The sequence below is a fragment of the Stenotrophomonas sp. YJH_SMC_69 genome, from assembly GCF_059370495.1.
The window spans coordinates 124,143-137,360 of sequence record NZ_JCAFTS010000009.1 but is presented as its reverse complement, the minus strand read 5'-3'; the positions used below and the strand labels follow the sequence as shown (position 1 = coordinate 137,360).

The window sequence follows — 13,218 nt, the reverse complement described above, 5'->3', positions numbered from 1 at the left end:
GGGGATCGGTAGAACTCAGTGGAAGCGCGAGCGCACATCCGGCCGCAGCAGGCGCCAGGCCAGCCAGCCCTGCAGGCCGAGAAGCACGAACGACATGCCGACCACGGTCAGCGTGATCAGCCAGCGTTTCAGCTGCAGCTCCTGCAGCAGGGCCGGGTCATTGGCCAGCAGCGGAATGAAGTCGCCCATGAACAGGTCCAGCCACCAGGCGGCCGCGAAGTTGGTCAGGCCACTCAGCAGCAGCAGTACCACGAAGCTCCACAGGCCCCAGCGCCGTTCGCGCAGCAGGCCCCAGCTGGATACGGTCGAGGCCAGGCACAACAGCGCGACGACCATCGATGCGGCTACCGGGTGCGCCAGCAGCCAGATCAGGCTGTGCAGCTGCTGGTGCTGCACTTCGCTTTCCACCAGGCGCCACAGCGCGAGGTTGTGCAACGGCCACAGCACCAGTCCCTGCAGCACGAAGTAGATCGTCAGCACCAGTGACAGCCAGAACGAGGCCTGTGCGACAGGACGCACCCAGGCGTGATAGGCCGGGGGAGGCAGCGAGGGGATCGACGGGATCGACATTGACATCCGATGTCCTTGCAGTCGGCGCCCGCCTGCTCAGCGGGCCGTCACCCGGGTGGCGACCGCCGGCAGGATATGGTGTTCGCTCAAGGGTGCCAAGGGCAGGCCATGCGGTGGTTGCAGCGGCACCCAGGCCAGTTCGGCAATTTCGGCGCACGCCTGTGGCGTACCGTCCACCTGCACCCACCAGGCCTGGGCCTGCACGCGGTGGCCGGGCTCGTTCACCGCCCAGTCCTCGAAGGTGCCCAGCGCGATGGCGGTCTCGGCGCGCAGCTGCACGCCCAGTTCCTCGTGCAGTTCGCGGGCCAGCGCCAGCAGCGGTGCTTCGCCGGGTTCGGGCTTGCCACCGGGCTGGATGAAGCGGCGGGCACCGTGCTTGCGCACCAGCAGCGCCCGGCCGCGGTCATCCAGGATGACCGCGGCCACGATCCGGATCGTGGCCGCGGCGTTGCTCACTTCAGGTTCTGCTCGAACAGCTTGAGGATGCGCTTGTACTGGTCCAGCCAGGAATCGGCACGCACGTAGCCGTGGCGTTCCAGCGGGTACGGTGCGATCGACCAGTTGTCCTTGTGCAGTTCGATCAGGCGCTGGGTCAGGTTCACCGAGTCCTGGAAGAACACGTTGTCATCCATCATGCCGTGGGCGATCAGCAGGTTGTCCTGCAGGTTCTGCGCGTACTCGATCGGCGAGGACACGCGGTACGCCTCCGGATCGATGTCCGGGGTGTTGAGGATGTTGCTGGTGTAGCCGTGGTTGTAGTTGTGCCAGTCGACCACCGGGCGCAGCGCGGCGCCGGCCTTGAACGTGCCCGGTGCACGGAACAGCGCCATGAAGGTCATGAAGCCGCCGTAGGAGCCGCCGTAGATGCCGGCGTGGTCACGGTCGCCCTGCTGGGTGTCGACCAGCCAGTCCAGGCCATCCTTGTAGTCTTCAAGTTCCGGGTGGCCCATGTTGCGGTAGATGGCCGTGCGCCAGTCGCGGCCGTAGCCCTCGCTGCCGCGGTAATCCATGTCCAGCACGATGTAGCCCTTCTGCACCAGCAGGTTGTGGAACATCTGCTCGCGGAAGTAGGCCGGGTAGCGCTGGTGCACGTTCTGCAGGTAGCCGGCGCCGTGCACGAACATCACGATCGGGTACTTCTTCCCCGGTTCCTTGTTTTCCGGCTCGTAGTACTTGGCCCAGACCACGCCCGCACCGTGCCTGGACGGTACCGCGACCAGCTTCGGCTGGATCCACTGGCGTGCCTTGTAGTCGGCGGTGCGGGTGTCGGTCAGCACGCGTGCCTGGCCGCCGGTGCTGGGCAGCACCGCCAGCTGCGGCGGCAGGTAGGCACCGGAGTAACGCACCAGCAGCTGCTGGCCATCCGGCGACAGCGAGAAGTCTTCCACGCCATTGAGGCTGGTCAGCTCGCGTACCTGGCGGTTGCCGGTGTCGACCGCGCAGACTTCGTAGTCATGCGGCGCCTGCTGGTTGCACAGGAAATAGAAGCCCTTGCCATCAGCCGACGGCACCGGTGCCGAGGTTTCCCACTTGCCGCTGGTCAGCGCCTGCGGCTTGGCGGTGCCGGCCTGGGTGTACAGGTGCGAGAAGCCCGATTCCTCGGACAGCAGCCACAGCGTGCGGCCATCGGCCATCCAGCCGAAATCGTTGAAGCCCCAGTTGATCCAGGCGTTGTCGGTCAGGCGGTGGCGGTTCTGCACGCGACCGTCGGCGGCATTGACGCTGATGATCCAGCGGTCCTTGTTGTCGTTGGCACGCAGCATCACCGCGGCCTGCTGGCCGTCGGCGCTCCAGCGGATGCCGCCGCCCATGAAGTCGCTCATCACCTGCACGCTGCGCTCGCCCTTCAGCGCATCCTTGCCGGCCTTGCGGCGCAGTTCGGCCAGCGGGTCGGTGCTGATGCCCGGCAGGCTGGCCAGCGAGAGCTTTTCGGCCTTGCCGGTGCGCACGTCCACGTACCACAGGGTGTGTGGCTCGAAGCCGTTGCGGCCGACGCGGGTGCGGGTGTCCTCGGTTTCCTCGTAGCCCGACTCGGTCACGTACAGCGGCATCTTGCTGGTGCGGCCGTCGTCGAAGTCCTTCGGCTTGGTCACCACGATCAGGTGGGTCAGGTCCGGCGACAGCACGCTGTCACCGATCTCGACGTCGGCGCCCAGGTACACCGGGCCCGGTGCGCGGGTCGGGTCGGCCTGGCGCCAGCGCTGGTCCTGGTCCTTCAATGCCTCGCGCTGGTCGCGGTCGCGGCGCAGGGTTTCCAGCGTGCGCAGCTGCTGGTCGCGCAGCACGTCGGCCTTCGGCGGCGTGCGCGGGTCCTTCTCGGCCTTCAGGCTGGCCACCTGCTGCACGCCGCTGGCGGCGGTCCAGTGGAACCAGTTCTGGCCGACGCGCCAGATCACGCCGTTGTCGGCGGCAAAGTTCACGTTGCCCGCGCGCTCGTTGCTGCGGGTGAGCTGGGTCAGCGCGCCGCTGCGCAGGTCGCGCACGAACACATCGCCATTGCGCACGAAGGCGCTGCGGCTGCGGCTGCGGTCGTAGACCGGCTCGGCCACGTCCAGGGTGCCGCGCTGGTCATCGGCCACCTGCGCGGCCACGCCACCGGCTACCGGCTGGCGGAAGGTATCGCGTACCGGGCTGCCGTTGCGCTTGAGCTGGTACTCCACCTGCTGGCTGTTCCACGACCACCAGGCCTTCTCGACCGGCGGACCGATCCAGTCCGGGTCGGCCATGGCCTGTTCGATGGTGATCGGCGTCGGCGCGGCATGCGCAGCCGGTGCGGCCAGCACGGCCGACAGCAGGAGGGACAGGGGCAGCACTCGGGACATGGGCGGACGGCACCAGTAGAGGAAACCGGGCAAGGGTACCAGCCGCCCCGGCCCGGGGCAGGGGCCACAGGTCATGGCAGCGGAATCGGCAAAATGGCCCCCTCCAGGTCGCTGCGACGGCGTGTGCGGCATGATGGCCATTCCGTTCGGATGGAACCGATATGTACTGCTACGACTACAGGATCTCGCTGCGCGTGCAGCACCCAACAGAGGCCGGCGCCGGGATTGCCGCCCGGCTGGATCTGGAACCGGCGTTTTCCCGAGACGTCGGAACCGGATACCGGGATCGCGACGGCAGCCTGATCAGCGGGCATGCGGAGACCCGCGTGGTGTTCGTACTGGAGAGGGGCAAGGACGGCTGGCTGATGGATGCCTGGCCGGCGTTGGTCGATCTCCTGCGGGCACGCGCCGATGTGATCGGGGAACTGCTGCAGGAGGGGGCTGCGATCGACGTGCGTGTCGGCATCTTTGGAAAGACCGCATGGGCGGGTTTTGTGCTGGATCAGCAGTTGCTGCGACTGTTGGCGGACCTGCAGCTGGGTTTCCAGGTGGAGACCTATTTCCCGGACCCGGCGGACACGCCCGGCGCCAGCGACGAGGTGGCAGGCAGCTGGTGCAACCGGTTGCCGTGGTCGCGCATCCATTCTCCTGAACCCGCATCATCCATCGAACAGGAGCCCGACCATGCAGGAACTGATCCCGATCACCCTCTTCATCTGCATCGCCTACGCGATCCATGCCATTGCCGATGCGCGCGCGCGCAGCAAGCTGGTGGCCCCGCACGTGCCGGAGGAAGTGATCCGCTCGCTGGCCGTGCTGGAAGAAGAGCGGCGCCGCCAGGGGGCGTTGCGCTGGGGCATCAGCCTGGTCTGCCTGGCCCTGGCCATGGCCCTGCTGGAGGCCATCGGTGCGCGTGACCTGACCTTCGGTGCCGCTGCCGCGCTGGTCGGCAGTGCCGGCCTGGGCCAGCTGCTGGCCTGGCACTTCACCCGTCCTGCCGCACGCAAGGGCTGAGCCGGCGCATGCCACGGGCACAGGGGGCGCCCCGCGCATGAGCCTGCTCGGCGAAGCGCTGTCGGCACTGCGGGGCCGTCGCCGCGAGGATACGGCGGCGACGGCGGCTCCCGCCAAAGCGCTGGACGCGGACCAGGCCCTGGTGCGGGCCATCATCGATGGCTCGCAGTCGGCCTTCGCGCAACTGGTTGAAGCCCACCAGCGCACCTGCGCGCATGTGATCGGACGCATGGTGGGCGACCGCGACCAGGTGGCTGACCTGCTGCAGGAAACCTTCCTGGCCGTGTTCCGCCAGCTGCACCGGTTCCGCTTTGAATCTTCGTTGCGTACCTGGGTTTCGCGGGTGGCCTACACCACTGCACTACAGCACCTGCGCCGGCGGCGGCTGGAGGCGCAATGGATGGTGGCGGTGGAGGTGCCGGAGGAACTGGGGATCGGCGATGAAGGCCCCGGGCCCGCCGAGTTGAGCGAGGCGCTGCAGGCCGGGCGCCAGCTCGGCGCGGCACTGGAACGGCTGAGCGCGCCGCAGCGCCTGATCGTCGGCCTGCATTACCTGGAGGATTTCGATCTGGCCGAGATCGAGCAGGTGACCGGATTGGCACGCGGTACCATCAAGAGCCACCTGCACCGCGCGCGCCAGGTCCTGAAGCAGGAACTGACGCGGCATGCCACTGCCGGAGAGCTGCTGTGAACCCACCCAACGATCCTCGCGATGCGGAAGCGCGCGTGCTGGCACAGGCGTTGCGCGAGCAGGCGCAGCAGGAAGCAACGCCGGATGTGAGCGAGGCGCTGCAGAAGCGCATTGCCGCTGAGTCGCGCGACGGTGGCGTGGGCTATGTGGTGGTGCAGGTGCTGTTGTTTGGCGCGCTGCTGGCTGCAGCGGCCTGGTATTTCTGGCTCTGAGGCGCCCTCCGGGCGGTGGGCCGTTCCAGTCGCCGTTGGTAGATGCCGACCTGGGTCGGCGTTTGGGCGTGTGTGCCAACCAAGGCTGGCAGCTACCAGAACGGTTGACCCCTGCGACAAAGTGAAGCAGCGCGTCACCCGGTCGCATCCCACCTTAACGAAATCCTCCTAAAGTGGTCCGGTATCCCACCGGTCGCAGGCAGGAGGCGTCCCTTGGACGCGTTGTTGTTGTCCCGGATCCAGTTCGGATTCGTCATCAGTTTCCACGTGCTGTTCCCGGCCTTCACCATCGGCACGGCCAGCTGGCTGGCCTTCATCGAATGGCGCTGGCTGCGCACCAAGCTGCCCGTCTGGCGCGAGCTGTATTTCTTCTGGCAGAAGATCTTCGCGGTGTCGTTCGGCATGGGCGTGGTCAGCGGCATCGTCATGGCCTTCCAGTTCGGCACCAACTGGCCGCGGCTGAGCGAGGTGGCCGGTACGGTCATCGGCCCGCTGCTGACCTACGAGGTGCTGACCGCGTTCTTCCTGGAAGCCAGCTTCCTCGGCGTGATGATGTTCGGCTGGGGCCGGGTCTCGCCGCGCCTGCATTTCCTGTCCACCTGCATGGTGGCGCTGGGCACGCTGTTCTCCACGTTCTGGATCCTGTCGTCCAACAGCTGGCTGCATACGCCTGCCGGCTACGAGATGGTCAACGGCATCGTGCATCCGGTGGACTGGTGGCAGGTGGTGTTCAACCCCTCGTTCCCGTACCGCCTGGCGCACATGGCGCTGGGCTCGTTCATCACCACCTGTTTCGTGATTGGTGGCGTCGGTGCGTGGTACCTGCGCAGGGGCACGGACGTGGAAGCGGGGCGGCGCATGCTGATCGCCGCCGTTGCATTCGCGGCATTGACCGTGCCGGTGCAGATCTTCGTCGGCGACATGCATGGCCTGAACACGCTCAAGCACCAGCCGATGAAGATCGCGGCGATGGAGGCGCACTGGCATGAAACCAAAGAAGGCGAAGGCGTGCCGCTGGTGGTGTTCGCGCTGCCGAACGAGAAGGAAGAGCGCAACGATTTCGAAGTGGCCATTCCGAAGCTGGGCAGCGTGATCCTTACCCACAGCCTGGACGGCACCTTCGATCCGCTCACCTCGGTACCCGCCAGCGAACGGCCGCCGGTGACGCCGGTGTTCTTCGCCTTCCGCATCATGGTCGGGCTGGGCACGCTGATGCTGCTGCTGGCCTGGGTGTCGGCCTTCCAGCTGTGGCGGAACAAGCTGCTGGATTCGCCGTGGCTGCTGCGCGGCTGGAACTGGATGCTGCCCAGCGGTTTCATCGCGCTGCTGTCGGGTTGGTTCGTTACCGAGATGGGTCGCCAGCCGTGGGTGGTGTATGGCGTACTGCGCACCGCTGATGCGGTGGGCCCGCAGAGTGCGTGGATGACCGCGCTGTCGCTGGGCGTCTACGTGGTTGGCTATGCCTTCGTGTTCGGCTGGGGTATCTGGTACCTGGTGAAGATCCTGCGCCACGGGCCGCAGCCGTATGCCGAGGGGCCGTCGCTGGACCATGGCAGCCATACGCCGGCACGCCCGCTGTCGGCGGCCGACGAACCCCTGGAGGACCGCTGACATGGACCTGATGACCTGGCTGCCGGTGGCGTGGTTCGCGGTGATCGGCTTCGGCGTGCTGATGTATGTGGTGCTGGACGGCTTCGTGCTCGGCATCGGCATCCTGGCCCCGTTCGCCGAGGACGAGGAACAGCTGGACCTGATGATGAACACCGCCGCGCCGATCTGGGACGGCAACGAGACCTGGCTGGTACTGGGCGGCGCCGGGCTGCTGGCGGCGTTCCCGAAGGCCTATGCGGTGCTGTTGTCGGCGCTGTACCTGCCGGTGCTGCTGCTGGTGGTGGCGCTGGTGTTCCGCGGCGTGGCGTTCGAGTTCCGCTTCAAGGCACATCGTTCGCGCCGCCTGTGGAGCGTGGGGTTCGGCCTGGGCTCGCTGCTGGCCACCTTTGCCCAGGGCGTGATCCTGGGCACGCTGGTGCAGGGCATCCCGCTGGTGGACGGTGCCTACCAGGGCGGCGCGTTCGCCTGGTTCAGCCCGTTTGCGATGCTGACCGGTGCCGCGCTGGTGGCCGGCTATGCGCTGCTGGGCAGCACCTGGCTGATCCTGAAGACGGAAGGGCGCGTGCAGGCGCTGGCGCGGCAGATGACCCGCCCGCTGGTGGTGGCGGTGATCGCGGCGATGGGCCTGGTGAGCAGCTGGCTGCCGTTCCTCGATTCGCGGTTGATGGACCGCTGGTTCAGCGACGGCAACTTCTGGTGGCTGTCGCCGGTCCCGCTGCTGACCCTGGCGGTGGCGGCCGCGCTGTGGCGCAGCGCGACCCATCCGCGCCGCGACCTGCCGCCGTTCCTGCTCAGCCTGGCCCTGTTCGTGCTCGGCTTCCTTGGCCTGGTGCTGGGCATGTGGCCCTACCTGCTGCCGCCGTCGATGACCCTGTGGCAGGCCGCCGCGCCGGCCTCCTCGCTGGGCTTCACCCTGGTCGGGCTGGTCATTCTGCTGCCGGTCATCCTCGGCTACACGGCGTGGTCGTACCGGGTGTTCCGCGGCAAGGTGCACGCCGACACCGGTTACCACTGATCGTTTGAATGCGGGGCCGGCCGGTGCCGGCCCCCGCGTTGGGGAATGTGAAACCTGCACACCCCGCGCAGGACGTGCTAGCGTGCGCTCCTTTCCGGCGGCCAGGGGGGCAGCCGGCGACGTCCTGGACGGACGCACGGCTGCAGGAATGGGGGGCCGCCGCGCGTCGCCGTAATGGCTCGTGCCTATCGTTCTCCCGTTGAAGCACCATCGCTAAATGATCGAATTCTCCATCGTCGACTGGGCCGCCTGGGCGCCCGGCCTGAGCGAGCGTAGCCAGTGGCTGGGCTGGGCCGATGCGCCGTATCCGCCGCAGGGCGAAGACACGCCGGCGTTGGCCGAGATCCCGGCGATGCAGCGCCGCCGCATCGAGCGGCTGGGCCGGATGGCGATCCAGGCTGCCTGCTGGTGCGAGGACGGGCAGGGCGCTGACAGCCAGGTGCCGCTGGTGTTCGCCAGCCGCCACGGCGACGTGGCCCGTTCGATGGACCTGCTGGGGGCGCTGGCCAGCGATCAGCCCCTGTCCCCCACCGGGTTCGGCCTGTCGGTGCACAACGCGATCGCGGCGCTGTACTCGATCGCCCGCGGCCACCGCGGCAACTACCTGGCGCTGGCCGCCGGCCAGGCCACGGTCGAGACCGCCTGCCTGGAGGCCGCCGGGCTGCTGGCCGATGGTGCCCGCGAAGTGCGGGTGGTGGTCTATGAGTCGCCGCTTCCTGAAATTTACGCGACGTTTGCCGACGAACCCGACCCGTTCTTTGCCTGGTGCTGGCGTTTGACCGCGCCGACAGCGGGCCAGCCGACCCTCTCGCTGCAATGGGAGGCGGCGCCGGAGGCCACCGCCACCGCCCCGGGCACGCTGCCGCACGCGCTGGACCTGCACCGCTTCCTGCTGTCTGGCGCGCCGGCGCTGGAGCACGTGGCCCAGGGCCAGCGCTGGCGCTGGGGACGCCGTGGCTGAGGCGCTGCGCCGCCTCGATCATGCCTGGCGGGTGTTCGGCACCGGCCTGAGCTTCGCCGCATTTGGCGTGGGCGGCCTGCTGCTGGGCGTGCTGGTGATGCCGGTGTTGCTGCTGATGCGCGACCCGGTGGTCCGCCGCCGCCGGGCCCGCCGCGTGGTCCAGGTCGCCTTTGCCAGCCACCTGCGCCTGATGCGTGCGCTGGGGGTGATGACCTACCAGATCGAGGGCGGGGAACGCCTGCAGCGCGACGGTTTGCTGGTTCTGGCCAATCACCCGACCCTGATCGACGTGGTCTGCCTGATTTCGCTGCTGCCCAACGCCGATTGCGTGGTGAAGCGGGCCGTGGCCTGCAACCCGTTCATGCGCGGCCCGGTGCGGGCGGCCGGCTACATCGCCAACGATGACGGGGCCGGCCTGGTCGACGACTGCGTAGCGGCGGTGCATGCCGGCGGTACCCTGGTGATCTTCCCGGAGGGCACCCGCAGCGTGCCGGGCCAACCGCCGCGGCTGCAGCGCGGGGCCGCCAACATCGCCGTCCGCGGCCGGCTGGACATCACCCCGGTACGGATCACCTGCACCCCGCCCACGTTGACCAAGGGACAGAAGTGGTATCGTGTCCCCTCACGTCGCTTTCACGTTCGGCTGCAGATCGGCGAAGATATCCCGATCGCGCCCTTCCTGGCCGATGACGACTCGCCAAGGGGGGATGCCTTGGCAGCACGCCGCGTCACCGAGCACCTTTCTCGTTATTTCGACCTGTCTGGAGATCCGCCCCGTGCAAGCACTTGAGCACGAGATCAAGGAATTGATCATTTCCTCCCTTTCGCTGGAGGACATCACGCCGGAGGACATCGATCCGACCGCGCCGCTGTTCGTCGAGGGCCTCGGCCTGGATTCGATCGACGCGCTGGAACTGGGCCTGGCGCTGCAGAAGAAGTACGGTGTCAGCCTCTCGGCCGATTCAGAAGAAACCCGTCGCCATTTCTCCAGCGTGCGCGCGCTCGGCGAGTTCGTCGCCGCCCGCCAGTCGTAACGGCGCCAGGAATTGCCATGACCAAGAATGAACTGTTCGAACGCATCGTCAGCATCCTGACCGACAGCTTCGAGATCGAAACCGCCCGGATCACCCCCGAGGCCCGCCTGTACGACGACCTGGACATCGACAGCATCGATGCGGTCGACCTGATCGTGCAGCTCAAGCCGCTGCTCGGCCGCAATCTGCAGCCGGAAGCGTTCAAGGCCGTGCGCACCGTGCAGGACATCGTCGATGTCGTGCATGGACTGCTGCCGGACCAGGCAGCCGCCTGACCGCAGCGCCGGCGGCTTCGCCATGGCTCGCGCACGTACCGTCGTGGTGGCAGCGATTTCGCTTGCCTACCCGCTGCTGGTGTACCTGGCGATGGGCCGTTTCGAGCCGCGCTGGCTGTCGCTGCTGCTGTTCACCCTGGCCCTGCTGCGTGCGCTGAGCACGCGACAGCCGCTGTGGTGGGCCGCCGCCGCTGGCACCGGCCTGCTGGCGGTGCTGGCCACCGTGCTCAACCAGGCCCTGCCGCTGAAGCTGTACCCGGCGCTGGTCAACGTGGTGATGCTGGCGGTGTTCGGCACCAGCCTGCGCTTCGGGCCACCGCTGGTGGAGCGCCTGGCGCGGCTGCAGGAGCCGGAACTGCCGCCGTTCGCGGTGGCCTATACCCGCCGCGTCACCCAGGTGTGGTGCGGCTTCTTCGTTCTCAACGGCAGCCTGGCCCTGCTGACCGCGCTGTACGCGTCGGACCGGGTCTGGATGCTCTACAACGGATTGTTGGCGTACGTGATGATGGGCGTGTTGTTCGCAGGGGAGTGGCTGGTGCGGCGGCAGGTGAAGGCGGCGCACGCGCATGGCTGAGTGGATTGCCCTGGACCGGCTGCTGCTGGAGGCACGGCCGCAGCGCAGCGTCGGCCTGTGCGACGGCGAGGTGATCGACCATGCCGGCTTCCGCCAGCGCGTACTGGCCTGGCGCGCCGCCTTTGCGGCCGCCGAAGGCCGCGACTGGGCCCTGTACTTCGATGATGCCGTGGCCTTTGCCGCCGCGCTGTTCGGTGCCTGGCATGCCGGCAAGCGGGTGTTCCTGGCCGCCGACAACCTGCCAGCCACGCTGCAGGCGCTGCAGCCGCAGGTGAGCGGCTTCGCAGGCGACGTGTCCGCCGACTACCGCTCGCTGGTGGCGCTGGACGCCGCGCTGGACGATGAGCTGCAGGCGCTGGACGAGCGCGCCTGCGAGCTGTGCGTGTTCACCTCCGGCAGCACCGGCCAGCCCAGTGCGATCGGCAAGCGCCTGGACCAGCTGGCGCGCGAGGTGGAGGCGCTGCAGGCCGCGTTCGGTGCGCAGATGGAGGGTGTGCAGGTCCATGGCACGGTGTCCCACCAGCACATCTACGGGCTGCTGTTCCGCGTGCTGTGGCCGCTGGCCGCCGGCCGTCTGATTCATCCGCGCCGGTTCTTCCACGAAGACCTGGTGGGTGCGCTGGCCGGTACCGATACGGTGCTGGTGGCGACGCCGGCCCACCTCAAGCGCCTGCCCGGGCAGCTCGACTGGGCCAGCCTGCATGGCCGCCTGCGCGCGGTGTTCTCCTCCGGTGGTCCGCTGCCGGAAGACGCAGCGCGGCAGGTGCGGCAGTGGCTGGGCGTGGCCCCGACCGAGGTCTATGGCAGCAGCGAGACCGGCGGCATCGCCTGGCGCCGCTGGGACATCGACCTGCCGCCGTGGCAGCCGCTGCCGGGCGTGCAGTGGCGCATCGACGATGGCTGCCTGGCGGTGGCCTCGGCGCACCTGGACACCCCCGGTTGGTGGCGCACCCAGGACCGTGTCGAAGCCATGGCCGACGGCCGCTTCCGCCTGCTGGGCCGGGCCGACCGCATCGTCAAGATCGAGGAACGCCGGGTGTCGCTGGATGCGCTGGAACGCGCGCTGCGCGAAGACGCCGAGGTGGATGACGCGCGCGTGCTGGTGCTGCCCGGGCAGCGCGAGCAGCTGGCCGCCGTGGTGGTGCCGGCCGATCCGGCGCTGCTGGAGGGCGGCGACGCTGCGCGGCGGGCGCTGGGCCAGCGCCTTGGCGCCCGCCTGGCGCATGCGCATGACGCAGTGACCCGGCCGCGTCGCTGGCGCCTGGTGCAGGCGCTGCCGATCAATGCGCAGGGCAAGGTGACCCAGGCCGCGCTGGCGGCGCTGTTCCAGCCGTTGATGCCGGTGCCGGCGTGGGATCACCGCGATGCCGCCAGCGCCACCCTGCGCATGACCCTGGACCCGGCGCTGCGGCCGTTCCAGGGCCACTTCCCGCAGGCGGCAATCCTGCCCGGCGTGGCGCAGCTGGACTGGGCGGTGCGCTTCGCCCGCCAGGCGTTTGTGATGCGGGGCGCGTTCGTGCGCATGGATGCGGTGAAATTCCAGCACGTGGCCCGCCCCGGTGACGAGTTGACCCTGCAGCTGGACTGGGATGCCGCACGCAACGTGCTGGCCTTCCGCTACACCTCCAGCCACGGTGTGCATGCCAGCGGCAGGGTGGTTTTCGCTGATGCGGACTGACCCGGCCGTTGCCGGTGCCGCATTCGCGCCACTGGTGGTGATCCCCGTCTACGACCACGAGCACGCCATCGCGGCGGTGGTCGATGGCGTGCAGGCCGCGGGACTGCCCTGCCTGCTGGTCGACGATGGTTCGCACGATGGGTGCGCGGCGGTGCTGCGCGCTCTGGCACAGCGCCAGGGCGTCGACCTGCTGCGCCTGGACGTCAACCAGGGCAAGGGCGGGGCGATGCTGGCCGGCTTTGCCGAGGCCGGCGCGCGTGGCTACAGCCACGTGCTGCAGATCGATGCCGACGGCCAGCACGATACCACTGACCTGCCACGCTTCATCGAAGCCGCGCGGGCCCATCCCGAGGCGGTGATCTGCGGCATTCCGGCTTACGACGCCAGTGTTCCCAAGGCGCGCCTGTATGGCCGCTACGCCACCCACATCTGGGTCTGGATCAACACGCTGTCGCTGCACCTGCGCGACACCATGTGTGGCTTCCGCGTGTATCCGCTGCCGCCGGTACTGCGCCTGATCGGTGAAGAGACCATCGGCCGGCGCATGGATTTCGATACCGAAGTGATGGTGCGGCTGTACTGGCGGCAATTGCCGGTCGAGCACCTGGCCACGCGCGTGACCTATCCGTCCGATGGCGTGTCGCACTTCGATGTGTGGCGCGACAACGTGCGCATCAGCCGCATGCATACCCGCCTGTTCTTCGGCATGCTCTGGCGTGCGCCGCGGCTGCTGTGGCGCCGCCTGCAGGGGCAGCGCTGAG

16 protein-coding genes are annotated in these 13,218 nt (G+C 68.5%); 12 read left to right on the top strand and 4 right to left on the bottom strand.

Annotation, left to right across the window (positions count from 1 at the left end; translation table 11 throughout):
• Nucleotides 1-15 precede the first annotated feature (15 nt).
• The 4 genes from AC5P8F_RS15935 to AC5P8F_RS15920 all read right to left on the bottom strand — a co-directional run bounded on the left by AC5P8F_RS15935 (nt 16) and on the right by AC5P8F_RS15920 (nt 4,036).
• Nucleotides 16-576 carry a hypothetical protein gene (locus AC5P8F_RS15935; RefSeq protein ID WP_111205372.1) on the bottom strand — a complete coding sequence of 187 codons (561 nt, stop codon included), beginning with the start codon at nt 574-576 and terminating at the stop codon, nt 16-18.
• 30 nt (nt 577-606) lie between these two features.
• Entirely contained in the window at nt 607-1,026 is a 420-nt protein-coding gene (locus AC5P8F_RS15930; RefSeq protein ID WP_111205371.1) for an NUDIX hydrolase, read from the bottom strand.
• A complete protein-coding gene (locus tag AC5P8F_RS15925) occupies nt 1,023-3,392 on the bottom strand; it encodes a S9 family peptidase (protein ID WP_111205370.1) in 2,370 nt (789 codons plus the stop codon). The genes AC5P8F_RS15930 and AC5P8F_RS15925 overlap by 4 nt, the downstream gene beginning before the upstream one ends.
• A 71-nt stretch (nt 3,393-3,463) precedes the next feature.
• Nucleotides 3,464-4,036: a hypothetical protein gene (locus AC5P8F_RS15920; protein WP_495228548.1), complete on the bottom strand. Its 573-nt coding sequence runs from the start codon at nt 4,034-4,036 to the stop codon at nt 3,464-3,466.
• Between the two features lie 40 nt (nt 4,037-4,076).
• Between AC5P8F_RS15920 and AC5P8F_RS15915 the strand changes: the two genes are divergently transcribed.
• From AC5P8F_RS15915 to AC5P8F_RS15860, 12 genes are all read left to right on the top strand, one after another.
• Nucleotides 4,077-4,406 (top strand): hypothetical protein, encoded by a 330-nt coding sequence (locus AC5P8F_RS15915; protein ID WP_005414880.1) that lies wholly within the window; start codon nt 4,077-4,079, stop codon nt 4,404-4,406.
• Between the two features lie 37 nt (nt 4,407-4,443).
• On the top strand, nt 4,444-5,097 hold the full coding sequence (locus tag AC5P8F_RS15910) for an RNA polymerase sigma factor (protein ID WP_014648853.1): 654 nt from the start codon (nt 4,444-4,446) through the stop codon (nt 5,095-5,097).
• Nucleotides 5,094-5,309, top strand: coding sequence for a hypothetical protein (locus tag AC5P8F_RS15905; protein ID WP_197605243.1), 216 nt, complete (start codon nt 5,094-5,096; stop codon nt 5,307-5,309). Before AC5P8F_RS15910 ends, AC5P8F_RS15905 begins: the two co-directional genes overlap by 4 nt.
• A 213-nt stretch (nt 5,310-5,522) precedes the next feature.
• Complete coding sequence (locus AC5P8F_RS15900; protein WP_049442071.1) at nt 5,523-6,920, top strand: cytochrome ubiquinol oxidase subunit I; 1,398 nt, start codon at nt 5,523-5,525, stop codon at nt 6,918-6,920.
• 1 nt (nt 6,921) lies between these two features.
• Entirely contained in the window at nt 6,922-7,935 is a 1,014-nt protein-coding gene (gene cydB, locus AC5P8F_RS15895; RefSeq protein ID WP_032960627.1) for a cytochrome d ubiquinol oxidase subunit II, read from the top strand.
• A 217-nt stretch (nt 7,936-8,152) separates the two neighbouring features.
• Nucleotides 8,153-8,896 carry a beta-ketoacyl synthase chain length factor gene (locus AC5P8F_RS15890; protein WP_014648849.1) on the top strand — a complete coding sequence of 248 codons (744 nt, stop codon included), beginning with the start codon at nt 8,153-8,155 and terminating at the stop codon, nt 8,894-8,896.
• Entirely contained in the window at nt 8,889-9,686 is a 798-nt protein-coding gene (locus AC5P8F_RS15885; protein ID WP_014038937.1) for a lysophospholipid acyltransferase family protein, read from the top strand. Before AC5P8F_RS15890 ends, AC5P8F_RS15885 begins: the two co-directional genes overlap by 8 nt.
• On the top strand, nt 9,673-9,930 hold the full coding sequence (locus AC5P8F_RS15880; RefSeq protein WP_005411610.1) for a phosphopantetheine-binding protein: 258 nt from the start codon (nt 9,673-9,675) through the stop codon (nt 9,928-9,930). Before AC5P8F_RS15885 ends, AC5P8F_RS15880 begins: the two co-directional genes overlap by 14 nt.
• A 17-nt stretch (nt 9,931-9,947) precedes the next feature.
• Nucleotides 9,948-10,205 (top strand): acyl carrier protein, encoded by a 258-nt coding sequence (locus AC5P8F_RS15875; RefSeq protein ID WP_005411609.1) that lies wholly within the window; start codon nt 9,948-9,950, stop codon nt 10,203-10,205.
• 22 nt (nt 10,206-10,227) lie between these two features.
• Nucleotides 10,228-10,779 carry a COG4648 family protein gene (locus tag AC5P8F_RS15870; protein ID WP_495228546.1) on the top strand — a complete coding sequence of 184 codons (552 nt, stop codon included), beginning with the start codon at nt 10,228-10,230 and terminating at the stop codon, nt 10,777-10,779.
• Nucleotides 10,772-12,457 (top strand): ApeI family dehydratase, encoded by a 1,686-nt coding sequence (locus AC5P8F_RS15865; RefSeq protein ID WP_495228543.1) that lies wholly within the window; start codon nt 10,772-10,774, stop codon nt 12,455-12,457. The genes AC5P8F_RS15870 and AC5P8F_RS15865 overlap by 8 nt, the downstream gene beginning before the upstream one ends.
• On the top strand, nt 12,447-13,217 hold the full coding sequence (locus AC5P8F_RS15860) for a glycosyltransferase family 2 protein (RefSeq protein WP_197605252.1): 771 nt from the start codon (nt 12,447-12,449) through the stop codon (nt 13,215-13,217). The genes AC5P8F_RS15865 and AC5P8F_RS15860 overlap by 11 nt, the downstream gene beginning before the upstream one ends.
• The last annotated feature ends 1 nt before the right edge of the window (nt 13,218 follow it).

Coding starts and splice junctions, on each gene's coding strand:
- AC5P8F_RS15915 (WP_005414880.1), top strand. CDS start 4,077: ATGCAGGAACTGATCCCGATCACCCTCTTCATCTGCATCGCCTACGCG.
- AC5P8F_RS15860 (WP_197605252.1), top strand. CDS start 12,447: ATGCGGACTGACCCGGCCGTTGCCGGTGCCGCATTCGCGCCACTGGTG.
- AC5P8F_RS15875 (WP_005411609.1), top strand. CDS start 9,948: ATGACCAAGAATGAACTGTTCGAACGCATCGTCAGCATCCTGACCGAC.
- AC5P8F_RS15920 (WP_495228548.1), bottom strand. CDS start 4,036: ATGGATGCGCGACCACGGCAACCGGTTGCACCAGCTGCCTGCCACCTC.
- AC5P8F_RS15870 (WP_495228546.1), top strand. CDS start 10,228: ATGGCTCGCGCACGTACCGTCGTGGTGGCAGCGATTTCGCTTGCCTAC.
- AC5P8F_RS15890 (WP_014648849.1), top strand. CDS start 8,153: ATGATCGAATTCTCCATCGTCGACTGGGCCGCCTGGGCGCCCGGCCTG.
- AC5P8F_RS15865 (WP_495228543.1), top strand. CDS start 10,772: ATGGCTGAGTGGATTGCCCTGGACCGGCTGCTGCTGGAGGCACGGCCG.
- AC5P8F_RS15910 (WP_014648853.1), top strand. CDS start 4,444: ATGAGCCTGCTCGGCGAAGCGCTGTCGGCACTGCGGGGCCGTCGCCGC.
- cydB (WP_032960627.1), top strand. CDS start 6,922: ATGGACCTGATGACCTGGCTGCCGGTGGCGTGGTTCGCGGTGATCGGC.
- AC5P8F_RS15935 (WP_111205372.1), bottom strand. CDS start 576: ATGTCAATGTCGATCCCGTCGATCCCCTCGCTGCCTCCCCCGGCCTAT.
- AC5P8F_RS15925 (WP_111205370.1), bottom strand. CDS start 3,392: ATGTCCCGAGTGCTGCCCCTGTCCCTCCTGCTGTCGGCCGTGCTGGCC.